This window comes from Burkholderia cenocepacia (assembly GCF_900446215.1).
Taxonomy (GTDB): domain Bacteria; phylum Pseudomonadota; class Gammaproteobacteria; order Burkholderiales; family Burkholderiaceae; genus Burkholderia; species Burkholderia cenocepacia.
In genome coordinates this window covers 226,955-249,599 of record NZ_UAQZ01000007.1, presented here as the reverse complement: position 1 = coordinate 249,599, position 22,645 = coordinate 226,955, and the positions used below count along the sequence as shown (strand labels likewise).

18 protein-coding genes are annotated in these 22,645 nt (G+C 68.6%); 9 read left to right on the top strand and 9 right to left on the bottom strand.

The features are described 5' to 3' along the window. Positions 1 to 143: 143 nt before the first annotated feature. Positions 144 to 1,043: a hypothetical protein gene (locus DTA15_RS15110; RefSeq protein WP_006485430.1), complete on the bottom strand. Its 900-nt coding sequence runs from the start codon at positions 1,041 to 1,043 to the stop codon at positions 144 to 146. A gap of 78 nt (positions 1,044 to 1,121) precedes the next feature. Between DTA15_RS15110 and DTA15_RS15105 the strand changes: the two genes are divergently transcribed. Continuing rightward, positions 1,122 to 1,460, top strand: coding sequence for a helix-turn-helix domain-containing protein (locus DTA15_RS15105; RefSeq protein ID WP_006493567.1), 339 nt, complete (start codon positions 1,122 to 1,124; stop codon positions 1,458 to 1,460). A 210-nt stretch (positions 1,461 to 1,670) separates the two neighbouring features. Here DTA15_RS15105 and pqqE read toward each other — a convergent pair whose 3' ends face one another. The 6 genes from pqqE to DTA15_RS15070 all read right to left on the bottom strand — a co-directional run bounded on the left by pqqE (position 1,671) and on the right by DTA15_RS15070 (position 7,217). Next, a complete protein-coding gene (gene pqqE / locus DTA15_RS15100; RefSeq protein WP_006485434.1) occupies positions 1,671 to 2,810 on the bottom strand; it encodes a pyrroloquinoline quinone biosynthesis protein PqqE in 1,140 nt (379 codons plus the stop codon). 1 nt (position 2,811) lies between these two features. Further along, positions 2,812 to 3,093: a pyrroloquinoline quinone biosynthesis peptide chaperone PqqD gene (gene pqqD, locus DTA15_RS15095; RefSeq protein ID WP_006480620.1), complete on the bottom strand. Its 282-nt coding sequence runs from the start codon at positions 3,091 to 3,093 to the stop codon at positions 2,812 to 2,814. Further along, entirely contained in the window at positions 3,093 to 3,809 is a 717-nt protein-coding gene (gene pqqC, locus DTA15_RS15090; RefSeq protein WP_006485426.1) for a pyrroloquinoline-quinone synthase PqqC, read from the bottom strand. The genes pqqD and pqqC overlap by 1 nt, the downstream gene beginning before the upstream one ends. Before the next feature lie 2 nt (positions 3,810 to 3,811). Continuing rightward, positions 3,812 to 4,735 (bottom strand): pyrroloquinoline quinone biosynthesis protein PqqB, encoded by a 924-nt coding sequence (gene pqqB / locus DTA15_RS15085; protein WP_006485431.1) that lies wholly within the window; start codon positions 4,733 to 4,735, stop codon positions 3,812 to 3,814. A 61-nt stretch (positions 4,736 to 4,796) separates the two neighbouring features. After that, positions 4,797 to 4,871: a pyrroloquinoline quinone precursor peptide PqqA gene (pqqA, locus tag DTA15_RS15080; RefSeq protein ID WP_006485436.1), complete on the bottom strand. Its 75-nt coding sequence runs from the start codon at positions 4,869 to 4,871 to the stop codon at positions 4,797 to 4,799. 315 nt (positions 4,872 to 5,186) lie between these two features. Then, positions 5,187 to 7,217, bottom strand: coding sequence for a sigma-54-dependent Fis family transcriptional regulator (locus DTA15_RS15070; protein ID WP_012493535.1), 2,031 nt, complete (start codon positions 7,215 to 7,217; stop codon positions 5,187 to 5,189). A 305-nt stretch (positions 7,218 to 7,522) separates the two neighbouring features. On the opposite strand from DTA15_RS15070, the gene DTA15_RS15065 reads away from it, so the two are divergent. Then, positions 7,523 to 8,521 (top strand): alpha/beta fold hydrolase, encoded by a 999-nt coding sequence (locus DTA15_RS15065; RefSeq protein ID WP_012493536.1) that lies wholly within the window; start codon positions 7,523 to 7,525, stop codon positions 8,519 to 8,521. 69 nt (positions 8,522 to 8,590) lie between these two features. Here DTA15_RS15065 and DTA15_RS15060 read toward each other — a convergent pair whose 3' ends face one another. Then, positions 8,591 to 10,924 (bottom strand): TonB-dependent receptor, encoded by a 2,334-nt coding sequence (locus DTA15_RS15060; protein WP_006486137.1) that lies wholly within the window; start codon positions 10,922 to 10,924, stop codon positions 8,591 to 8,593. Between the two features lie 431 nt (positions 10,925 to 11,355). Here DTA15_RS15060 and DTA15_RS15055 point away from each other — a divergent pair, with 431 nt between their 5' ends. The 7 genes from DTA15_RS15055 (at position 11,356) to DTA15_RS15025 (ending at position 21,811) form a co-directional block, all read left to right on the top strand. Beyond that, the gene (locus tag DTA15_RS15055) at positions 11,356 to 13,077 is read left to right on the top strand and encodes a methanol/ethanol family PQQ-dependent dehydrogenase (RefSeq protein ID WP_006486135.1); all 1,722 of its coding nucleotides are present in this window, start codon (positions 11,356 to 11,358) and stop codon (positions 13,075 to 13,077) included. 80 nt (positions 13,078 to 13,157) lie between these two features. Further along, positions 13,158 to 14,354 carry a c-type cytochrome gene (locus DTA15_RS15050; RefSeq protein ID WP_006486133.1) on the top strand — a complete coding sequence of 399 codons (1,197 nt, stop codon included), beginning with the start codon at positions 13,158 to 13,160 and terminating at the stop codon, positions 14,352 to 14,354. A 98-nt stretch (positions 14,355 to 14,452) separates the two neighbouring features. Further along, on the top strand, positions 14,453 to 14,767 hold the full coding sequence (locus tag DTA15_RS15045; protein ID WP_006486122.1) for a high-potential iron-sulfur protein: 315 nt from the start codon (positions 14,453 to 14,455) through the stop codon (positions 14,765 to 14,767). Next, the gene (locus DTA15_RS15040; RefSeq protein ID WP_006486125.1) at positions 14,751 to 16,637 is read left to right on the top strand and encodes a sigma-70 family RNA polymerase sigma factor; all 1,887 of its coding nucleotides are present in this window, start codon (positions 14,751 to 14,753) and stop codon (positions 16,635 to 16,637) included. The genes DTA15_RS15045 and DTA15_RS15040 overlap by 17 nt, the downstream gene beginning before the upstream one ends. Before the next feature lie 248 nt (positions 16,638 to 16,885). Then, positions 16,886 to 18,868: an acetate--CoA ligase gene (gene acs / locus DTA15_RS15035; protein ID WP_006486128.1), complete on the top strand. Its 1,983-nt coding sequence runs from the start codon at positions 16,886 to 16,888 to the stop codon at positions 18,866 to 18,868. 215 nt (positions 18,869 to 19,083) lie between these two features. Continuing rightward, entirely contained in the window at positions 19,084 to 20,154 is a 1,071-nt protein-coding gene (locus DTA15_RS15030; RefSeq protein ID WP_006486121.1) for a porin, read from the top strand. A 250-nt stretch (positions 20,155 to 20,404) separates the two neighbouring features. Further along, the gene (locus tag DTA15_RS15025) at positions 20,405 to 21,811 is read left to right on the top strand and encodes a methyl-accepting chemotaxis protein (RefSeq protein ID WP_006486127.1); all 1,407 of its coding nucleotides are present in this window, start codon (positions 20,405 to 20,407) and stop codon (positions 21,809 to 21,811) included. 33 nt (positions 21,812 to 21,844) lie between these two features. Here DTA15_RS15025 and DTA15_RS15020 read toward each other — a convergent pair whose 3' ends face one another. Further along, positions 21,845 to 22,543, bottom strand: coding sequence for a transpeptidase-transglycosylase (locus DTA15_RS15020; RefSeq protein WP_227743170.1), 699 nt, complete (start codon positions 22,541 to 22,543; stop codon positions 21,845 to 21,847). Positions 22,544 to 22,645 lie beyond the last annotated feature (102 nt).

Genomic DNA, 22,645 nt, shown 5'->3' with positions numbered 1-22,645 from the left:
TCGGCGGCGTGAACCACGACCCGTCGCGTGTCGACGCATCGGCCGCCGCACCGCGCGCTTCGTGCCGATTGTCCCTCCGCGCTCGCCGAGCCGCTACGGCGAGATTGCAACAAATTCTTGCGCGAACGGCTACGCGCGTGGCGTCACGCGCGCCCGACGCGCGGATGCGCCAGCCCCGCGAACGCGGCCGCCTCGCCCGGCGACAGGTCGAACAGATCGCCGGTGAGATCGCGCGGATGCTCGGCCGCCGGCCGGTTGCGCAGGCGCGCGACGTGGGTGGGCGGCACATACGCGGCCGCCGTTTCGAGCGGCGGCACGTCGAACAGATCGCGCGTGACGCCGCGCACGGCGTCCGTCGGCGAACGGCCGCGCAAGCGCGCGACCAGCTCGACGAAGCGATCGAAATCGCCCGCGCGCGTGGCCTTGTTCACTTCCGCGAGATCGCGCGCCTTCAGCACGCACGGCTGCGCGAGCCGCACGAAATACGGTGCTTCGAGCTCGACCGACAGCGCGAGCGGATAGCTCTTGCCCGTCTGCTCCTTCGCCCGCCCGATGCAGTCGACCACGGCCGCCCCTTGCGCGGCGCCCAGCGGCTTGCCGGTGCTCACGCTGCGCAGGTGGTCGGGAAACACGCGCAACTGCGTGCCGACCGTCAGCGCGGTGGACGACGCGCACACGAGTGCGTAGTGCTGCTCGCGACGCCGGCCCGACGGCAACGTCGAGCGGCTGGCGATGAACGTATGCGGCGGCAACGGCCGCACCTGGCCGCTTGCGTCGACCCACGCATTCCACAGCAGCGCGTCCTTGCGCTCGCCCGCGCGCGGACGCGACGCGACCGGCGAAAACAGCGCGAGCAGCGAACCCGTGCGATGCGCGGCGACTTGCGCGCTGCTGCCGAGCGGCTGGTTGATGCCCCACAGAAAACGCCCGCCCCCGAGCCGGCGCTCCCATTCCTTGCGGAGCACGACGGTCGGCAGTTCCTCGCCGGACTCGGTACCGATCTTGGTCCAGCAGAACGTGGGAGGGAGGTGTTTCAGTGTCATCAACTTTCTCGGGATACAGCCTCGCTGGTGACAGCAAGCCCATTCAACAGCCGTAACTGTATAGGTATAATGCATCGCATGGAAGCCCCGGACCAAGATTTTCCCGTTCAAGACCTGTTGCGCCGCCTGCTGGCAGATACACGCTCGTCCAGCGAAATCGCGCGACTTTCCGGGGTCAGCCAGCCCACCGTGTCGCGCCTTCGGCTGTCGAACGGGCGCCGGCTGCGCCGCAGCGCGCCATTCAACAAGCTATGCAGTTTCTACGGTGTCGACACGGAGCCGTCGCGCCGCCGGTACAACGACCTGCTGCGCGACGCGATCGTCGACGCGTGGGACGGCTCGGACGAGCACGGGCGCGCGCTGCTGGTCGTGATTCAGGGGCTGAAGGATTTGCAGGCGAAGGCGGATGACGGGTAATGGCGGCGACGGGCCCCGTCATTCATCGAGATTGAACGTGATCGGCACGCGCGCCCGGATCGGCGACGGCGCGCCGTTTTCTACATGCGTGGCGCAGCGGCGCGTGAGCCACGCATCGCGCAGCACCGCATCGAAGCGCGGATAGCCGCTGCCGGCGGCAGCGACACGCGCGGCGACGACGCGGCCTGCCGTCGTCCCGGCCGTGCCCCGTCAACCGTCGCACGTCACGCCGCATTGCGCGAGCGAATTCTCCTTGCTGCGAAAAACCAGCGGCCGTTCGTCGCGCGGCGCGCGCCGGCGCGCGAACTGCACGGCCTGTTCGACCTGGCCGTGATGGGCGGATTTCGCGCACACCGGATCGGCTTCATTCGGATCGCCGGCCAGCAGGTACGCCTGGCAGCGGCAACCGCCATGATCCACATGCCGCTCGTCGCACGTGCGACACGGCTCGCGCATCCAGTCGTCGCCGCGAAACGCGTTGAACGCGTCGCTGTCGTACCAGATGTCCCGCAGCGACCGGTCGCGCACGTTCGGCAACGCGAGCCCCGGCAGCGACCGCGCGGCATGGCACGGCAGCGCGGTGCCGTCCGGCGCCACACCGAGGAACACCGAGCCCCAGCCGTTCATGCAGGCCTTCGGGCGGCGCTCGAAATAGTCGGGCACGACGAACAGGATCTTGCAGCGCTCGCCGATCAGCTTGCGATAGCGGTTGACCGTATCCTCGGCCTCGCGCACCTGCTCGACGGTCGGCATCAACTGGTCGCGATTGAGCATCGCCCAGCCGTAGTACTGCGTGTTCGCGAGTTCCAGGTAATCGGCGCCGAGATCGAGCGCCATCTCGATGATCTGCCCCACGTGCGGCAGGTTGTAGCGATGCAGCACGCAGTTGAGCACCATCGGATAGCCGTGCGCCTTGATCAGCCGCGCCACGTCGCGCTTCAGTTCGAACGTGCGTGTGCTGGTCAGGAAATCGTTCAGCTCGCGCGTCGAATCCTGCAGCGACAACTGGATGTGGTCGAGCCCGGCGGCCTTGAGCCGCTCGATGCGCGCGACGTTCAGCCCGATGCCCGACGTGATCAGGTTCGTATAGAAGCCGAGCCCGCGCGCATGCGCGACGAGCGTCTCGAGGTCGCCGCGCTGCAGCGGCTCGCCGCCCGAGAAGCCGATTTGCGCGGCGCCGAGCGCGCGCGCGTCGCTGATGACCGTGCGCCACGCGTCGGTGTCGAGTTCCGCGCCGTGCGTCGCGAAGTCGACCGGGTTGTAGCAGAACGCGCAGTGCAGCGGGCAGCGGTACGTGAGTTCCGCGAGCAGCCACAGCGGCGCGGACGGACGGGGGGTGTCGGGCGTCATGTCAGTCCAGCCAGCCGCGCAGTCGCGCATGATCGAGAAAACGGTAGACGTCGGTCGCGAGATCCGACTGCATGAACAGGCGCTCGAGCTCGCCGATGATGTCGTCCAGTTCGCGCGTGCCGTCGCAGCGCGCGAGAATCTCGCCCGCGCTCGGGTTGAGCTTGACCATGCCCTCCGGATAGAGCAGCACGTACGCATCCTGGGCCGCCTCCCATTGCAGGCGGTACATGCCCCTGAGGCAGGGGCGCAGCGGCACGCCGCTGGCGGCTTCGATCGCGTTCATCACGGGTAGGCCTTTTCGACGGCGTCGAGCATCGACCACAGGATGTCGAGCTTGAATTGCAGAATGCCGAGCGCGCGCTGCTGCGCGTCCGGTGTCGTGAAATGCGCGAGCGTGACCGCGAGCCCATGCTCGACGTCGCGCTGCGCGAGCGGCACGCGGCTGCGGAAGTAATGCAGCCCGGCCGGCTCGATCCACGGGTAATGCGACGGCCAGCCGGCGAGCCGGTCGAGATGGATCTGCGGCGCGAACATCTCGGTCAGCGACGAGCACACGGCTTCCTGCCACGGCGCGCGCCGCGCGAAGTTCACGTACGCGTCCACCGCGAAACGCACGCCGGGCAGCACGTGTTCGAGCGACCACAGTTCGTCGCGCGTCAGGCCGCACGCTTCGCCGAGCCGCACCCACGCCTCGATGCCGCCTGCGTTGTCGCCCTGCCCGTCGTGGTCGATCAGCCGCTGGATCCAGCGGCGCCGCGTGTCGCGATCGGGACAGTTCGACAGAATCGCCGCATCCTTGAGCGGAATGCAGATCTGGTAGTAGAAGCGGTTCGCGACCCAGCCGCGGATCTGCGCGGGCGAACAGGCGCCGCTGTTGAGCCGCCGGTTGAACGGATGATGGATGTGATAGCGCGATTCGAGCGCACGCAGGCGCGCCTCGAATTCGGTCGCGGTCCAGGGCGTCGCGTGCAACGCCGTAGCGGAGATCGGTGCGTTCATCGTCAGACCTGGAATTGCATGCCGTCGTGCGCGACGTCGATGCCGTGCGCGCGCAGGTGCGCGTGCTCGACGGAATGCGGATCGAGAATCGGGTTCGTGTTGTTGATGTGCGTGAGCACCTTGCGCGTTCGCGCAGGCAGCGTGTCGAGCCAGTCGATCATGCCGGGCTGCCCGTGTTCCGCGCACTGCGCGAGATGTCCCATGTCGGCCGCGTGCTTGTGCGACAGGCCGAGATCGATCATCTCGGTCCCGGTCCAGAACGTGCCGTCCACCAGCACGAGATCGGCGCCGTCCATGGCCGCGCGTACCTCGTCGGTGACCGACGCGAGCCCCGGCGCATAGAACGCGCGCCGCCCGCTCGCGACGTCCTCGATCGACAGCGCGATGTTGTCGCCGGGTGCGGCCGACGCACGCCGCGGCGAATAAGGCGGCGGCTTGCTGTCGACCGCGATCGCGGTGAACCGGATCCCGCTCGCCGCCGGCACCGCGAACGGCTCGCCGGGCGCGATCGTATGCGCGGCGACGCCGCAGTAATGGCCGAGCAGCGGCACGAGCGGCAAGCCGGTCGACAGGTCGTCGAGCACCGGCGCGCTCGCGTAGAGCGGCAGCGGCGTCGAGCGCTCGCGCAGCATCAGCAGGCCCGTCACGTGATCGATCTGCGCGTCGCACAGCACGACGGCGGCGATGCCGCTGTCGCGGATCGCGCGTGCCGGTTGCAGGTCCGGATCCGCGCGCAACTGGGAAAGAATGTCGGGCGACGCATTGACGAGGACCCAGTCGATGCCGTCGTCGCTGACCGCGATCGACGACTGCGTGCGCGGCAGCACGTGGCCGCTTCCGCTGCGTACACGGCGGCAGTTCGCGCAATTGCAGTTCCATTGCGGCAGCCCGCCGCCGGCTCCCGAGCCGAGTATCTTGATCTTCATGGGCGTCAGCTCCCGAGGCCGCCCGCGCCGACCACGGCGAAACGGGCGGCACGCACGGCGATCAGCGGTTGGCGATGTACATCGTGATTTCGAAGCCGAAGCGCAGGTCGGTGTAAGACGGTGTCGTCCACTGCATGGTGTGTCTCCTGTTGAGTTGATGAGTTGATGTGTTGCCGGATGAATCGAACGACCGCGGCAATCGAGCGGTCGGTTCCTCTTCAGCAAGGAGCGTGCCGAAGCGGTATTTCGGCGGCGGCGCGGCGGTAGACGGCCGTCGTCCGGGCATCGGCGCGGAAACCTTACGAATCGCCGACACGATTCGCGCGAATGCGGTCCGCCACCCCGGCGACGCGATGTCCGCGAGTGGTGACAGGTGTTGAATCGTTGAACACCGGTGTTGCAACTTGACACACCGGCTGTGACAGGTCGCGCACGGCGCGACGGCCGCGCGTCAGCCCTCTTCCGACGGATGGCGTCCCGCGTCGGCGGCCGGCATCTTCCGGTAGATCGTGTTGCGCGACACGCCGAGCGCGCGCGCCGCGGCGGACACGTTGCCGCCATGACGCGCGAGCGCGGCGGCGATCGCGGACGCGGCGACGTCCTGCAGGCGCGCGTCGGCGAGCGGCAACGCGTCCGCGACGCCAGGCCCGGCGCTCGCCGCGGCAAGCGAATCGGGCGCCGCCTGCACGGGCTGCGCATCACCGCGCCGCAGGTCGTCGAAGAAGTCGTCCGGCAGGTGCTCGCGGCGGATTTCGCCGTCGTCGTCGACCATCGCGGCCGCCGTGCGCAGCAGGTTGCCGAGCTGGCGGAAGTTGCCCGGCCACGTGCAGCGCACGAACAACTCCATCACGTCCGGCGCGACCGACAGCGGCGGCCGGCCCGGCCCCGCGAACGCTTCCCGCTGCAGCATCTTCTGCACGACGACCGCGAGATCGGTGCGGTCGCGCAACGGCGGCAGGCGCACCACGAGGCCGGTCAGCCGGTAGTAGAGATCCTCGCGAAAACGGTTCTGCGCGATCATGTCGCGCAAATCGCGGTGCGTCGCGCAGATGATCGCGATGTCCACGGCGATCGTCTTCGTCGACCCGAGCGGGTTGACGAGGCGCTCCTGCAGCACGCGCAGCAGCCGCACCTGCAGCGGATACGGCATGTCGCCGATCTCGTCGAGGAACAGCGTGCCGCCGTTCGCCTGCAGCAGCTTGCCGATCGCGCCCTTGCGGCGCGCGCCGGTGAACGCGCCTTCCTCGTAACCGAACAGCTCAGACTCGATCAGCGTCTCCGGAATCGATGCGCAGTTGACCGCGACGAACGGCGCGTCGCGCCGCGGCGAGTCGTTGTGGATCGCCTGAGCGAGCAGCTCCTTGCCGGTGCCGGTCTCGCCGGTGATCAGGATCGGGATGTCCTTGCCGATCACCTTGCGCACCTTCGCGATCACGCACGCGACCTGCGCATCGCCGGTGTCGAGATAGTTGAGCCGCGACAGGCCGGCCGACGTGCCCGCCGCCGGCGCGGGCACCGCGTTCGCGCGCGCGGCCGGCGCCGCCGCGTCGTGCACGTCGGTCGGCCGGCTGCCTTCGGCGAGCGTCGCGCGGCGAAAGTGCACGCGCGCGCAGACCACCGCGCCGTTGCCGAGATTCAGCATCAGGTGCCGGTCGGTGCTCGCGCGCATGCGGTCGATCAGCTGCGCGCTGGTGACGTCGAACAGCGACGACAGCGTATGCGCGCGCAGCGCGGCGAGCGGCATGCCGAGCTGGAACTGCGCGCTGCGATTGGCCGACAGGAAGCGGCCGTCGGCCGTGAACGCGACGATCCCCTCCATCAGCGTGCCGAGAAACTCCGGGCGGCCATGGAACGACACCTGCAGCGTTTCCTGAAAGGTCGTCGTAAACAGATGATTCTCGATCATCTGCACCGACATCTTCGCGAGCGCCATCGTGTGCTGGTGATAGCTGCGGTGGTCGCCCGTCACGTCGAGCACGCCGATCGCGTCGCCGTACGGATCGAGGATCGGCACGCTCGAACAGGTCAGGAAGCGGTTCGCGGCCAGGAAGTGCTGGTCGCCGTGGACGACCATCGGACACAGCTCGGCCAGCGCCGTGCCGATCGCGTTGGTGCCCTGGCGACTCTCCGCCCAGTTCGCGCCGGGACGCAGCGCGACCTTCTCCGCGCGGCGGAGGAAATCGTCGTCGCCGATCGAATGCAGGATCAGCCCTTCCGCATCGGTCAGCACGATCATGCTCTGCGTGTTGACGATCTGCTCGTGCAGCGTCTCCATCACCGGCATCGCGTGCACGCACAGCACTCGGCTCTGCTCGCGCTTGAGCACCAGTGCCGCGTTCGACAGCACGTCGTAGTCGGGCCGTGCCGATACCTGCAGGCCGAACGTCTCCGAGCGCTCGTGGGCCTTCTGGATCGACGGCGCGGGCCAGCCAGCGGGATGCGCGGCCCGTGATCCGGCCGCCTGCTCTACGTCATCGCGCATTGTCTCCTCCGGGGGATCCTTCCGGTCAACTGCCGGACTCTTTGCCGTCGTTGCAAGCAAGCATCGGGCCACACCGGCGCCGCGGCATACATTGAAAGCTCGATGTAATGAATCGTCCGGGCAGAGCGTGTCGCGTCGCGCGACGGCCAGGCCTTCGTGATACCGTGATTTACCGACGCGTGACTACCCGTGCGAATCCGGATCTTCGCGGCTGACGCGTTTCTGGCTCGCTTCTCGCTTTGTCGCAGGGCAAGCCCGGCCACCGCCACGCCGCCGATGACTCCCCCCTCTCGTACCCTATCGACATGACGCGTCGCCCGACTCGATCCACATCGTCGCCCGCCATGCGGGTCTTGCCCGACACGCCCGCGCGCCGGCACCTGCACCGCGACGCGCAATCGATCGCATTCGCCGTCGCCGGCACTGAACAAGGCCACCCGGTCGTCGTGCTGCACGGCGGCCCCGGCAGCGGCAGCCAGGCCGGCATCCTGCGGCTGTTCGACCTCAGCCGCTTGCGCGTCGTGCTCGTCGACCAGCGCGGCGCGGGTGCGTCGGGGCCGCGCGGCGGCACGCGCCACAACACCACCGCCCGGCTGATCGCGGATCTGGAGGCGGTGCGCGAGCAGCTCGGCATTGCACGCTGGGGAGTCGTCGGCGGCTCGTGGGGCGCGGCGCTCGCGCTCGCATATGCGGGCACGCATCCGGCGCGGGTCTCGGGCGTCGTGCTGCGCGGCCTGTTCCTGACGTCGCGACGCGAAGTCCGCGAACTCTTCATGACGTCCCGCACGCGTGCGCCGCGCGAATGGCGGCGCCTGCATGCAGCGGCCGGCGGCGGCCGGCCGGATCGCCTGCTCTCGCGCTGCGCGCAGCGGTTGCGTCACGGCGCGAGCGCGGCCCGCCAGCGCGCAGTGGCGCTCGCGTGGCACGCATACGAAAGCGCGATCCTAGCGTCAGTGCGAACGCGCCGCTCGCCCGCCCACACGATCCGTTCGAACCAGACCGTCGGCCGTCTGATCGACAAATACCGGGTTCAGGCGCACTACCTGCAACATGACTGCTGGCTGGGCGAGCGCCGCGTGCTCGCGCTCGCGCGACGCGCCGCGCAAGCCGGCGTGCCGCTGTTCGCCGCGCACGGGAGGCACGATCCCGTGTGCCCGGTCGGCAACGTCGAACGTCTCGCGCGGGCCGCACCCGAAGCGGAAATCGAACGCGTGCAGGCCGGGCATCTGGCAAGCGACCCGGCATTGGCGCGCAGCGTCGCACGCGCCGTCAATGCGATGTTCGCGACGGTGCCGCTCACGTGACGGCCCCGCGCTCGTTCCTGTCATGACGCGACGACACACGCAAGCGCGCCACACGCGATCGTGCGCCGCTCAATCCCACGCATAGCGCACGCCGACCCACGCGCCGCGCGGCGCGCCCGGCCCGACGAACTGTTCGTTCACCGGACGGGCGCCGTCGAATGTATGGTTCGGCCCGTTGAAGAAATTCTGGCCGAGTGCGCCGAAGCTCGCGTAGCGCTTGTCGAGCAGGTTCGTCACGCTCGCGAACACCTCGAACCGCTTCGTGATCCGGTAACGCATGTCGAGATCGACCAGCACGTAGCCGGCAAGCCGGCCGTTCACGTCCCCGTTGTTCTCGTCGCCGCGTGCATACACGCCGCCGCGCCAGGTCACGTTCGCGCCGATGTCCCACGCGGGCGTCGCCGCGTAGTCGAGCCGCAGTTTCACCGTATGCGCGGGAATGCCGGGGATGCGATCGCCCGGCTTGACCGTCACGTTGCCGTTCGCGCCGGCCGTCGAATTCGCCGGGCTGTGTTCGGTCCACGACGATCGGTAGGTTGCGTCGACATAGCTGTACGACAGCCCGACACCGAGCGGGCCGACCCGCGTGCGGCCGGCGAGCTCGATACCCTGCCGCCGCGTATCGCCGACGTTGCGGAAGTAGCCCTGCGCGCTGGCCGGGCTGCTGATGAACTGGATATCGTCGGTCAGCGTCGTGCGGTAGGCCGCGGCGCTCCAGGTCGTCGCCGCGCCGATGCGGCCGCGCATGCCGGCCTCGAACGTCTTCGAGATTACCGGCTCGAGCGGCGGGTCGGCGATGAAGTCGTTCGGCAGCGAACACGGCGCGGCCGGGTCCGCGCACGCGAGCTCGATCGCGGTCGGCGAACGCATGCCTTCGTTGTACGTCGCATAGGCGGTCAAGCCCGGCACCGGGTTCCAGTTGAGTCCGACGGCCGGGTTGAAGCGCGAGAACACATGGCTGCCGTCGAGCAGCGGCTGCACGCCGCTCTCGTCGCCGATCCGCGCTTTCGACCAGTCGTAGCGGCCCGACAGCGTCAGCGTCCAGTGCGGCGTCAGCGACAGCGCATCGCTCAGGTACACACCGACGTTCGCATTGCGCGTCTTCGCGCTGGTCTGCGGAACGAAATCGCCGATGCCGATCGCCGCGCGCGCATCGGTAAACGATGCGTCCTGCGACGACGCGACGTAGCTCGAATTCGCGACATCGGCCGAGACGCCCGCGACCAGCCGGTTCGCCATCCCGCCGAGCTTGCCGAGCCGCGTGAGTTGCACGCTGCCGCCGTAGCTGTCGGTGACGATCGTCGATTGCGCATTGCTGCCCTGCACCGTGTCGATCGCGCCGTCCTCGTCCACCGATCCGTAGTCCGTATTGTTGTTGCTGCTCGTGTTGGTGTTGCGCAGGTGCCGGTAGTACGCGTTGCCGCTCAGCTCGACGTGCTCGCCGAAAAATCGCTCGCCCGACAGTGTCAGGTAGCCGGCGCTGTTGCGGTTACGGTCCGGATACGTATACGCCTGCTTCCGGTTGTCGAGGAACGAGCGCGGGATCGTCTGGGTGCCGGACAGCGTGTTGTCCGCGCCGCCCGCGGCAATCGACAGCGTCGTGTCCGCATCGGTGTAGCGCAGCTTGCCGAACGCCTGCCGCACGCGGCTCGCGTTATGGTCGGCCCAGCCGCCGTCGTTCGCGACGTTCGCGGTCGCGTAGTAGTCGAGGTTCGAGCCGATCGTGCCGCCCTGCTCGACGCTGGCGGTCTTGCGGCCCCATGAGCCGCCCGACACCTCCGCTTCGCCGCCCGGGTTCGACCTGCCGTTCTTCGTCGTGATCGCGAGCGCACCGCCGAGCGTGTTGAGCCCGTACACCGGGTTCGAGCCCGGAATCAGCTGCACGCGGTCGATCGCCTGCATGGGCAGGATGTCCCAGTTCACGACGTCGCCGAACGGCTCGTTCACGCGCACGCCGTCGACGAACACCGACAACCCCTGCGGCGTGCCGAGCAGCGGCGACGCGGCGAAGCCGCGATAGTTGACGTCCGCCTGATACGGGTTGCCCTGTGCGTCCGAGATCGTCACGCTCGGCAGGTTCGCGGCGAAGAAATCGGCGAGCGTCGCGCGGTGCTGCGCGTCGAGTTCCGCCGCGCGCACCGTCTGCACGTTCGCCGGCACCTTCGACAGCGGCGTGCCGATCCCGGGCAGCGGCGTCGTGCCGACGACGACCACCGCGGGCAGCACGACGGCCGGCGGCTCGGCCGGCGCAATCGTGCCGCCGTCCGCCGGCTGCTGCGCGCGCACGCTGCCGGGCGGCAAACCGAACAGCGCCAACGTGCCAACGGTCACGCCAACGCATCGCGCACGCCGGCCATGCCGCATCGCGCCGTACCACCCGGCGGCCTTTGGTCTCCTGATCATTCCGTTGTCTCCGCACTTTTATTCCGCCGGCGCGTGCGATGCACCGCACGGCGACGGGTTGTCGCGAAGCCGGCGTGCGAGAACCGTGCCAGTACCGCGAGCACGAACGGTGCACGCCGCGCCGCGCATCACTCGGGTACGCGATGCGCGCGACCGGCGCGCCGCTGTCCGGCCGACTGCGCCACCTGTCATGTTTGGCAACACTTCACGCGCGACGGTGTACCTGAATGCAACACCTGCGTCGACGTCGCCGCGCACGCCGTCGCTCGACGCATCGCCTGCGATGCGCCGGTGTGCCGCACCGTACCGGCTTCCGGCCGCGATGGCATGCGACTTGCGTAACGGGCAGGGCACTCGGCCCGGAAACCCCAACCGTGCCGGCGCGACGCAACGTTCGCGGCGGTGCGACCACAATGACCCAGGAGACAACCATGAAGAAACTCTCGGCTTCAGCGAGCCGGCTGGCGACGATCGGAATCGCGGTGGCGGCCGCCGTCGCGCTGAACCCCGGCCTCGTCGAAGCGGCCGCGGACTACCCGGCCGTGACCTACCAGCGCCTGACCGATGCACACGGCGACCCGGGCTGGCTGACCTACTACCGCACCTACGACGGCCGCTCGCATTCTCCGCTCAAGCAGATCGACGCGTCGAACGCGAAGAATCTCAAGCAGGTGTGGGCGTACAAGTTCCCGGCCGACCTGAAGCAGGGCTTCGAGGCCACGCCGATCGTCAACGGCAACTATCTGTTCGTGACGACGCCGAAGGACAACGTCTACGCATTCGATGCGAAGACCGGCAAGCAGTTGTGGAAATACGAGCCGAAGCTCGGCGCGGCCTCGTTCAAGACCGCGTGCTGCGACGTCGTCAACCGCGGCGTCGCGCTGTACGGCAAGAACGTCTACATCGCGATGCTGAACGGCGAAGTCGCGGCGCTCGACGCGCAGACCGGCAATCTCGTGTGGAAGAAGCAGATGTTCGAGCCGGGCCTCGGCTACGCGTTCTCGCTCGCGCCGCTCGCGATCGACGGCGCGATCGTCGTCGGCACGTCCGGCGGCGAATACGGGATTCGCGGCTACATCGCGGCGCTGAATCCGGAGGACGGCTCGCAGGTCTGGAAACGCTACACGATCCCCGCCGCCGGCGAAAAGGGCGCGGAAACCTGGCCCGACGGCATGCAGAGCCATGGCGGCGGCGCCGCGTGGCTCACGGGCACGTACGACGCCGCGTCGCGCACGCTGTACTGGGGGGTCGGCAACCCCGGCCCGTGGCTCGCGGCGCTGCGCCCGGGCGACAACCTGTATTCCGACTCGCTGCTCGCGCTCGATGCGAAGAGCGGCAACCTGAAGTGGCACTACCAGTACACGAACAACGACACGTGGGACTACGACGGCGTGAACGCGGCCGTCCTCGCGGACATCAAGTACAAGGGCAAGGACTACGACGCGATCATCCACGCCGACCGCAACGGCTTCTTCCATGCGATCGACCGCACGACCGGCAAGCTGATCTACGCGACGCCGTTCGTGAAGGCATTGTCGGTCACCGGCTACACGGAAGACGGCAAGCCGATCCAGGACGCGTCGAAGTTCCCGAAGGCCGGCACGACGATCGAGACGTGCCCGAGCTTCCTCGGCGGCAAGAACTGGTGGTCGATCTCGTACGACCAGGAACGCAACATCGCGGTCGTGCCGGCGCTGCATGCGTGCATGAGCCTGACCGGCAAGTCGGTCAGCTACATGGAAGGCCTGCCGTACCTCGGCGAAGGCTTCGAGATCAAGCCCGAACCGGGCAGCGAAGGCTACGGCGAGCTGACGGCCATCGACGTGAACACCGGCAAGAAGCTGTGGAGCCACTGGTCGAAGAAACCGTGGAACGGCGGCGTCGCGACCACGGCGAGCGGTCTCGCGTTCAGCGGCTCGCTCGACGGCCATCTGTACGCGTTCGACACGGCGACCGGCAAGGTGCTGTGGGAAAGCCCGCAACTGGCGAGCGGCATCATTTCGCAGCCGTCGGTGTACGAGGTCGACGGCAAGGAGTATGTCGCGGTGCTCGCCGGCTACGGCGGCGCGAACCCGATCTGGGGCGGCCCGATGGCCGACATCGCGAAGGACGTTCCGCGCGGCGGCACGCTCTACGTGTTCGCGCTGAACTGACCCGGCGCCACGCCCGAGTCGCGCCCGCATGCGCCCGATGCGGGCGCGACGCCCCACCCGCTTCAACCGGAAACACGACCATGAATACTCGTCTCACTTCCGTTGCCGTCGCCAGTCTGCTCGCCGTGGGCGTGGCGCTGACACCGGCAACCGCATCGGCCGGCGTGCGCATCTGCACGCTGCCTGGCAGCCCGACCACCACGCTCGATCGCGCCGTCGCGCGCGAAGTGTTCCGCACCGCGGGCATCGCCGCGACCTTCAACACACGTGGCGTCGACGACAACGGCGACGACGACGGCATCTCCGCCAGCGAACTGACGAAATCGCTCGAACGCGACTGCGACGTGATCGCCGGCTTCCCGCGTTCGGCCATCGCCGATGCGTCGGGATCGAAGATGACGTTCTCGCAGGGCTATCTGCGCTCCGGCTACGTCAGCGTGTCGCTGCGCGATGCACCCGCGCCGTCCGGCGCGAAGGAAACGATCGCGGCCACCTACGGCAGCCCGTCGCAGCTGATCGCCGCGCAGCAGACGAATGCCCGCTTCGATCTCGAGAACACGAGCGAGAAAACGATCGGCGCGCTCGCCGCGGGCCGCGCGCAACGCGCGATCGTCTGGTATCCGAGCGTCGTCGCGTACGAGCGTGCGCATCCGAAACAACGGTTCCAGGTGGCGGCGACGTCGTCGCCGTACTCCGACTGGCAACTGTCGTTCGCGTTCGGGCCGGGCAAGGACGCGCTGCAAAAGCGCATCGACGCCACGCTGTCGCAACTGAGCGGCAACGGCCGCCTCGCGTCGCTCACGCGCGGCTGGACGCTGCCCGACGGCATCGCGCAAGCCGCCGCCTCGCGCGTGCCCGGCCGGTTTCTCGACGGCGCGATCGCGTCCGCGCAGCGGACCGGCTTCATCAAGGTGTCGACGAGCGAAGGCAGCGGCGTCCCGTCGTTCGACCAGGCTCAGGTGCAGCACGGCAAGAAGCTCTACGGCGATGCGTGCGCGAAATGCCACGGCGACCAGCTCGAGGGCAATACCGCACCCGCGCTGAGCGGGGAATCGTTCGCGCCCGAAGGCAAGTCGCACATCACGGTCGGCGGCATCTTCCTGTACATGTCGAGCAACATGCCGGCCGATCGCCCCGGCAAGATGACCGCACAGGAATACGAGGATCTGATGGCGTTCCTGCTTTATTCGAACGGCTACGACGCGTCGAAGAGCAAGCTGACCGCCGAGATCGCCAACGCGTCGAAGGCGCCGCTGATCGCCGGGCCGCGCAAGTAACCGCTCCACCCGCTTTCGTTTCGATCGACCGCCGCGCCGGGCAACATGCCCGGCGCGCGGGCCGGGCTTTTTCCGTTCATTTCATTCAGGACCGCATCATGATCTCCCGTCATCGCAGAACCTTCTTCGTGCAGGCCGCCGGCCTGTGCGCCGCGCTCGCGGCCGGCACGCGCGCATTCGCCGCCGCTCCCCCCGTCGACGAAAACGACGCGACGGCGAAGACGCTCGGCTACCGCGCCAAGGCGACGACCGTCGACGCCGGCAAGTTCCCGAAGTACCAGGCCGGCCAGACGTGTGCGAACTGCCGCTTCTACAAGGCCGCCGCGGGCGAATCCTCCGGGACGTGCCCGATGTTCGCGGGCAAGACGGTTGCCGCGGAAGGCTGGTGCAACGTCTATGCCAAGCTCGCTTGACGCCGGGCCCGCTCGCGAACGCGACGGCGCGCCGTCGCCGTGTCGCGGCGCCCACGCCGACCGCGCCGCGCATCTGCATGCGCTGATCGCGCTCGGCATCGATCGCGGCTACGTGACGCACGGCGAAATCGCCGATGCGTTGCCCGACGACGCGGCCGACGGCGCGGATGTGGACGCCGCCGCGTCGATGCTGCGTGAGCTCGGCATCGACGTACGCGAGCATGCCGGCGCGCACACCGCATGGACGCTCGACCGTCATTTCGCGCAAGTGACGGAAGTCGCGTCGCCGCTCGCCGACGCATCGACGCCGCTCGCGGCCGACGATCTGCTCGCGGGCCGGACCAACGACCCGATCCGGCTCTATCTGCGGGAAATGAGCGCGACGCCGCTGCTCGAACGCGACGAAGAGATCGCGCTCGCGCTTCGTCTGGAAAGCGGCCGCGCGGCATGCATCGACGCGTTGAGCCGCGATCCGGCGGCACTCGCCGCCGTCGCGGCGATCGCGAACGACATCCGCGCCGGCAAGGTGGCGGCGTCGGTTTACGTGACGGGGTTTGCCGGCGATGCCGAATCGGCCGCAAGTGTGCCGACGACGTTACCCGACGATCCAAGCATGACCTCACCCGCGCCCGACGACGACGCAGGCCTTGCCCTCGACAGCCCCGCATGGCGCGATACGGTCGTCGAAGCACTCGAACGCGCCGGTGCACCGGCATCGGCGATGCAGCACGCATTGCACGCGGACGGCTTCGCGTCCACCGCTTACCGGGCGCTGCTGCGCGAGGCGGCCGCGTCGACCGGCCGCATCCGCTTCACCTCGCGCGCGATCGAGCGTATCAGGCAAGCGAACGGCGAGCGCGCGACTCAGGCGCGCACGCTCGAAAAACGGCTCGTCGACACGCTGGTCGCCACGGGCATCCCGCTCGATGCCGCGCGCCACGAACTCTTCGCGCCCTGCGACGACGTACGCGCATGGCTGCACACATGCAGCGCCGCGCATCCCGACTGCGCCGCCACCCTAGCCCGCCACGCGCCGGCGCTGATCGACGCGCGCGGCGCGCTCGCTCGCCTCGCGGCGCAGTCTCCGTTGCCGCTCGACATCACGATCGCGCTCGATGCGCGGCTCTCGCGGATCGAGCGCGCGATGCAGCCCGCGAGAACGAAGCTGTTCCAGAGCAATCTGCGGCTCGTCGTGTCGGTCGCCAAACGCTATGCCGACCGCGGCCTGCCGTTCGCCGATCTGATCCAGGAAGGCAATATCGGCCTGATGAAGGCCGTCGATCGCTACGATCACCGGCGCGGCTTCAAATTCTCGACGTATGCGACGTGGTGGATCCGGCAGGCGATCACGCATGCGCTCGCCGATCTGGGGCGCACGATCCGCGTGCCCGCACATACGGTCGATTCGCTCAACAAGCTGTCACGGCTCGCGCGCATCCATCGGCAACGGACCGGCGACGTCGCCGACGCACGAGCGCTCTCCCCGCAGATGCGACTGCCGGTCGACAAGGTGCGCGAGCTGATGAGCATCGTGCGCGAGCCGATCTCCGCCGACCTGCCGGTTTCGCCCGATCACGACCTCACGTTGTGCGACGTCACGATCGACGCCGACGCGCCGACGCCGGAAGAAGCCGCGAGCGCCGGTCAGTTGCGCGCGGCGGTTGCCGAGCTGATCGACAGCCTCCCGGTACGCGAAGCGTGGATTCTGCGCCTGCGGTACGGCATCGACGTCGACAACGAGTATTCGCTGCGCGAGATCGGCCGGCAACTGAACCTGTCGGCCGAACGCGTTCGTCAGCTCGAGGTATCGGCGCTCGAACGCATCCGGCAATTCAGGCACGCACCGGCACTTCGCTCGTTGCTCGCCTGACGCGGCGGTGCCGGACGATCACCTGCCGGCTCGCCCCGACTGCTCAGGACTGCAACACGACCTGCTGCATTTCTGAACGCCGCGCCGCATCGCGCTACCGTCCGCGATGCCGCCGCTTAGCCGGGAGCGGGCGCGACACGCCGGACTGTCGCGGCTTGCGCCGCATGCCCCCATCCGTCACGCGACTGGCACGCATGTTGCGTTTTCCCGAGCGCCGTCAGGAATCACATGAATGCATGGAGACACGCTTGTCCAAGATCGAATCGGTTCTTCACGAAACCCGTCAGTTCGCGCCGCCCGCGGCGCTCGAGAAGACGGCGGCCATTTCCGGCATGCCGGCCTACCGCGCGCTCGTCGCCGAGGCCGAGCAGGATTACGAAGGCTTCTGGGCGCGTCTCGCGCGCGAAGGCCTCACGTGGCACAAGCCGTTCACGAAGGTGCTCGACGAGCGCAACGCGCCGTTCTACACCTGGTTCGACGACGGCGAGCTGAACGCGTCGTACAACTGTCTCGATCGTCACGTCGAAGCCGGCCACGGCGAGCGCGTCGCGGTGATCTTCGAGGCCGACGACGGCACCGTCACCCGCGTCACCTATGCCGATCTCCTCGCGCGCGTGTCGCGTTTCGCGAATGCGCTGAAGAAACGCGGGATCGGCAAGGGCGATCGCGTCGTCATCTACATTCCGATGTCGATCGAAGGCATCGTCGCGATGCAGGCCTGCGCGCGCATCGGCGCGACCCACTCGGTCGTGTTCGGCGGCTTCTCCGCGAAATCGCTGAACGAGCGGCTCGTCGACGTCGGCGCGGTCGCGCTGATCACCGCCGACGAGCAGGCGCGCGGCGGCAAGACGCTGCCGCTCAAGAGCATCGCCGACGAGGCGATCGCGCTGGGCGGCTGCGAAGCGGTCAAGAGCGTGATCGTCTATCGCCGCACCGGCGGCAAGATCGACTGGCATGCAGGCCGCGACCTGTGGATGCACGAGTTGGTGGACGGCGAATCCGACCGCTGCGAGCCGACCTGGGTCGGCGCCGAGCATCCGCTGTTCATCCTGTATACGTCGGGCTCGACCGGCAAGCCGAAGGGCGTGCAGCACAGCACGGGCGGCTACCTGCTGTGGGCCGCGCAGACGATGAAGTGGACCTTCGACTGGAAACCCGACGACGTGTTCTGGTGCACGGCCGACATCGGCTGGGTCACCGGCCACACGTACATCACCTACGGCCCGCTCGCATGCGGCGGCACGCAGGTCGTGTTCGAAGGCGTGCCGACGTATCCGGACGCCGGCCGCTTCTGGAAGATGATCGGCGATCACAAGGTCACCGTGTTCTACACCGCGCCGACCGCGATCCGTTCGCTGATCAAGGCGGCCGAAGCCGACGACAAGGTGCATCCGAAGAGCTATGACCTGTCGAGCCTGCGCATCATCGGCACGGTCGGCGAGCCGATCAATCCGGAAGCGTGGATGTGGTACCACAAGCACGTCGGCCACGAGCGCTGCCCGATCGTCGATACGTGGTGGCAGACCGAGACCGGCGGCCACATGATCACGCCGCTGCCGGGCGCCACGCCGACCGTGCCGGGTTCGTGCACGCTGCCGCTGCCGGGCATCACGGCCGCGGTGGTCGACGAGACGGGGCAGGACGTGCCGAACGGGCAAGGCGGCATTCTGGTCGTCAAGCGCCCGTGGCCCGCGATGATCCGCACGATCTGGGGCGATCCGGAGCGTTTCAAGAAGAGTTACTACCCGGAAGAGCTCGGCGGCACGCTCTATCTGGCCGGCGACGGCACCGTGCGCGACAAGGAGACCGGCTACTTCACGATCATGGGCCGGATCGACGACGTGCTGAACGTGTCGGGCCACCGGCTCGGCACGATGGAGATCGAGTCGGCGCTGGTGTCGCATGAACTCGTGGCCGAGGCAGCGGTGGTCGGCCGTCCGGACGATACGACGGGCGAGGCGGTCGTGGCGTTCGTGGTGCTGAAGCGTTCGCGCCCGGAAGGCGACGAAGCGGCGGCGCTCGCGAAGACGCTGCGCGACTGGGTCGGCAAGCAGATCGGACCGATCGCGAAGCCGAAGGACATCCGCTTCGGCGACAACCTGCCGAAGACGCGCTCGGGCAAGATCATGCGGCGCCTGCTGCGCTCGCTCGCGAAGGGCGAGGCGATCACGCAGGACACGTCCACGCTCGAGAACCCGGCCATCCTCGAGCAGTTGAACCGTTCGATGTAACGCCGCCCGCCACGGCGGGCGTATCGCTTCACCGCGGCGTCGCAGCACGGCCGCTGGCCCGTTTCCCACGCCGGGCTCGCGGCCGCGTTCGCGCCGGCGAGAAGCATCGCCGTGCGTTTCCCGACGGCACGGCATGCAGGCGGCTCGCAGCGCTTCCGCCAACGAAGGTTTAATCAGTTGTGCGTATTACAACACTCACAAAACGGAGACAGACGATGAAGAGCAGGACATGGACGATTTGCGCGGCGCTGCTGGGCGCGGCGGCAAGCACGAGCAGTTTCGCGCAGAGCAGCGTCACGCTGTACGGCGACCTCGACGCCGCATTGCTCTATACGAGCCGCTCGTTGGATTCGGCGACCGGCGGCAACGCCGGACGCCAGTTCGCGCTGACCGACACGGGCATGACGCCGACCAACTTCGGCATCACGGGCACCGAGGATCTCGGCGGCGGGCTGCACGCGCGATTCAAGCTGGAAAGCGGCTTCAACATCACGGACGGCGCGTTCGGCCACTCGAACGGCAACTTCTTCGGCCGCCAGGCATGGGTCGGAATCGACGGCGGCTTCGGCGAAACGAAGGTCGGCCTGCAGTTCTCGCCGTTCGTGCTCGCGATCCTCGGATCGGATCCGCGCAACGTCTCGCACTTCGGCGCCGCGCTGGTTCCGTACGTCGACAACGTGCTCGTCACGGGCCTCTTCAACCCGAACGCGATTTCGTACACGAGCCCGACCATCGCCGGGCTGACGGCCAGCGCGATGTTCGGCTTCGGCGGCAAGGCCGGCGACTTCCAGGCGGGACGCCAGTATTCCGGCAGCCTCACCTATACGAACGGCGGTTTCATGCTCAACGCGGCGCTCTACGACGGCAACGGCGGTACGTCCCCGACGCCGGTGCCGAGCACGGTCGCGTTCGTCGGCCGCACGATCGGTGCCGCCTACACGTTCGGGCCGGTGACCGGCAAGGCGTCGTTCACGAGCTACAAGGTCGCCGGCTCGTTCAGCAACAACGTGTATAGCGCCGGCCTCGACTACCGCGTCACGCCGGCCCTCGACCTGAACACCGGCGCGTGGTACACGACCGACCGCAACGACTCGCACAATCATTCGCTGCTGGCCGCGATCGGCGCCGACTACAGCCTGTCGAAGCGAACCGGCCTGTATGCGCAGGTCGGCGTCGTCAACAACCACGGCGCGATGAATACCGGCCTCGGCATCACGGGCGGCGCGCTGTACGGGCTGCCGGGCACGACGGTCGGCGTCAACGCCGGCATTCACCACGTGTTCTGACGCAGCGCCTGTGGACGGGCGGCCGCCACGCGCCGCCCGTCCCTCGTCACGCCGCCGCGCGGCCGCCACGGCAAACGTGGCGCAAACGTGGTGCAAACGCGCCCCGCCCGGCGCCGGTCCGGCCGTCGGGGATGCCGATCTCGATGTTTACCCGACCTCAAGTCCGCGGCCGTGCAGCCGTCAAGTCAGGAACGCACGCCCACCATCCGCCGGGAACCCGGTGCGCATGTCCTCAAGGAGACCCACCAACGTGAACTTCTTCGGAATCGGCCGCGGCCGCCGTTCGTCGCGCGCGCTCGTCGGCGACATCGCCGAACAGGCCGGCAGGCTGGGCATCGAGATCTGCGACGTGTCGGGTCACGTCGAGGAAGTCGCGGCCCGCGTCGCCCGACAGGCGGAGGTGTGCCACACGCTGCGCGAATCGGCCGCCCTCACGCTGCGCGGCAACCACCGGATCGCCGAGGCCGCGCAGCAGGTGCGCGACGTCAGCGCCAATGCGTCGAATGCGGTCCGGCAGTCACAGCAGACGATCGAGGCCTCGCTCGCCGACATTCACGGCCTCGTCGAGGGCGTCACCACGATCAGCGACCAGATGGGCGCGCTGCGTGACGCACTCGATCACGTGCGGGCCGTGTCCGAGGAAATCTCCGTCATCGCGCGCCAGACCCACCTGCTCGCGCTGAACGCCGCGATCGAGGCCGCGCGCGCCGGCGAGTCGGGCCGCAGCTTCGCGGTCGTCGCGGCCGAGGTCAAGAACCTGTCCGCGAAGACCGGGCAGGCGACGGCCCAGATCGAGACGACCCTCGCGCGGCTCGCCGAGCAGACCGAACACCTGCTCGCGGAAGGCACCGACAACGCCGCCCGCGCACATCGCGTGCGCGAGGGCACGCGCACGATCGGCGAGGTCGTGCACGCGACCGGTCACGCGATCACCGAACTCGCCGGCGAGGCCGAACAGATCGCGTCGCTGACGGACGAGATCGAGACGCAGTGCCATCGTCTCGACGAACAGGTGGGCGAGATGGCGTCCGGCGTCGAGAACTCGGCCGAGAACTTCTCGCAGGCCAAGGACCGGCTCGGCAATCTGCTCTCCGTCTCCGAGACGCTGATCGAGCTCACCGCCGCGACCGGTATCGAATCGCCCGACACGCGCCTGATCGACGCCGCGCGCAGCACGGCCGCCGCGATCGGCAAACTCTTCGAGGAGGCGGTCGGGCGCGGCGACATCGCACTCGACGCGCTCTTCGACGCGCACTACGAACCGATTCCCGGCACCGACCCGCAGCAGTTCATGACGCGCTTCACCGCGTTCACCGATCGCGTGCTGCCGGCCGTCCAGGAGCCGGTGCTCGATCTCGACGAACGCATCGTCTATTGCGCGAGCTTCGACCGGCAGTGCTACCTGCCGACCCACAACCGGAAGTTCTCGCTGCCTCAGCGCTCGGACGCCGCGTGGAACGCGGCGAATTGCCGGAACCGCCGGATCTACACGGACCGCACGGCGCGCATGTCCGTGGCGCATGACAAGCCGTTCCTGTTGCAGACCTATCGGCGCGACATGGGCAACGGCCAGTTCGCGCTGATGAAGGACGTGTCCGCGCCGATCGTCGTCGGCGGACGGCCGTGGGGTGTGCTGAGGATCGGCTACAGCGTCTGAACCGGCGCGAGCGGGCCGCGCCTGCTTACTGCTTCAGCCCCACTCCCGGCGGCCGCTGATCGCTGCGCCCGTGATCGTCGACCACCCGCACCGTATAGCTGCCGGCCGTGCGCGGCTGCCAGAACAACGCGTCGCCGGTGCGCTGCGGCCGACGTACGCATCGTTGACGAACCCGTACAGCGCATGCGCGCTCGCATCGGCGGTCGCGTTGAACGCGATGCACGTTTCGTCGGTGGTCTTCACGCGCATCGCATACGGACTGCCGTGTAGCGGCGACGTGACGCGCGGCGGGTCGCCTTCGACCTGCCCGGCATCGCGGCAATCCGGATGCAGCACGCCCCGGTCGAAGCCGGGCGCATAGACGAACGGCTTGAGCGTGGAGCCCGGCGAGCGCCGCGCGCGCGTGCCGTTCACCTGCCCGTCGATCGAGCGATCGAAGAAGTTCGCGGGGCCGCCCCGCGCCTTCACGCCCATGTCGCACGTATCGTTGCGCGCGGCGAGCGCCTGGTCGACCGCATGCGGCGCGTCGAACGGCAACGCGGACAGCGGCTTGAGCGACGCATCGCCCGGATGCGTCGTCAGCCAGCGCGCATACAGCCGGTTACGCGACGCAACCAGCGCACGGTCGATCGCGTCCTGCCCGCCACGCACGTAGGTGATCCATGCGCCGCACGCGAGCCCGTACGGATTGAAACCCGGATGCCACCGGAACCAGCGGTCCTCGTGCAGCATCACGGCTTCGACCCGTTGCGGCCCACGCGGGCGCCGTCCACGATACGTCGCCGACCCGGCAGGCGGTCGGATATCGGCTGGTCGCGGGCCGTCGCGACCCGA

What these genes read in the sequence shown, in the direction of transcription:
- DTA15_RS15110 (WP_006485430.1), bottom strand. Translation starts at nt 1,043, where the DNA reads ATGACACTGAAACACCTCCCTCCCACGTTCTGCTGGACCAAGATCGGT.
- DTA15_RS15105 (WP_006493567.1), top strand. Translation starts at nt 1,122, where the DNA reads ATGGAAGCCCCGGACCAAGATTTTCCCGTTCAAGACCTGTTGCGCCGC.
- pqqE (WP_006485434.1), bottom strand. Translation starts at nt 2,810, where the DNA reads ATGACGCCCGACACCCCCCGTCCGTCCGCGCCGCTGTGGCTGCTCGCG.
- pqqD (WP_006480620.1), bottom strand. Translation starts at nt 3,093, where the DNA reads ATGAACGCGATCGAAGCCGCCAGCGGCGTGCCGCTGCGCCCCTGCCTC.
- pqqC (WP_006485426.1), bottom strand. Translation starts at nt 3,809, where the DNA reads ATGAACGCACCGATCTCCGCTACGGCGTTGCACGCGACGCCCTGGACC.
- pqqB (WP_006485431.1), bottom strand. Translation starts at nt 4,735, where the DNA reads ATGAAGATCAAGATACTCGGCTCGGGAGCCGGCGGCGGGCTGCCGCAA.
- DTA15_RS15070 (WP_012493535.1), bottom strand. Translation starts at nt 7,217, where the DNA reads ATGCGCGATGACGTAGAGCAGGCGGCCGGATCACGGGCCGCGCATCCC.
- DTA15_RS15065 (WP_012493536.1), top strand. Translation starts at nt 7,523, where the DNA reads ATGACGCGTCGCCCGACTCGATCCACATCGTCGCCCGCCATGCGGGTC.
- DTA15_RS15060 (WP_006486137.1), bottom strand. Translation starts at nt 10,924, where the DNA reads ATGATCAGGAGACCAAAGGCCGCCGGGTGGTACGGCGCGATGCGGCAT.
- DTA15_RS15055 (WP_006486135.1), top strand. Translation starts at nt 11,356, where the DNA reads ATGAAGAAACTCTCGGCTTCAGCGAGCCGGCTGGCGACGATCGGAATC.
- DTA15_RS15050 (WP_006486133.1), top strand. Translation starts at nt 13,158, where the DNA reads ATGAATACTCGTCTCACTTCCGTTGCCGTCGCCAGTCTGCTCGCCGTG.
- DTA15_RS15045 (WP_006486122.1), top strand. Translation starts at nt 14,453, where the DNA reads ATGATCTCCCGTCATCGCAGAACCTTCTTCGTGCAGGCCGCCGGCCTG.
- DTA15_RS15040 (WP_006486125.1), top strand. Translation starts at nt 14,751, where the DNA reads ATGCCAAGCTCGCTTGACGCCGGGCCCGCTCGCGAACGCGACGGCGCG.
- DTA15_RS15030 (WP_006486121.1), top strand. Translation starts at nt 19,084, where the DNA reads ATGAAGAGCAGGACATGGACGATTTGCGCGGCGCTGCTGGGCGCGGCG.
- DTA15_RS15020 (WP_227743170.1), bottom strand. Translation starts at nt 22,543, where the DNA reads ATGCTGCACGAGGACCGCTGGTTCCGGTGGCATCCGGGTTTCAATCCG.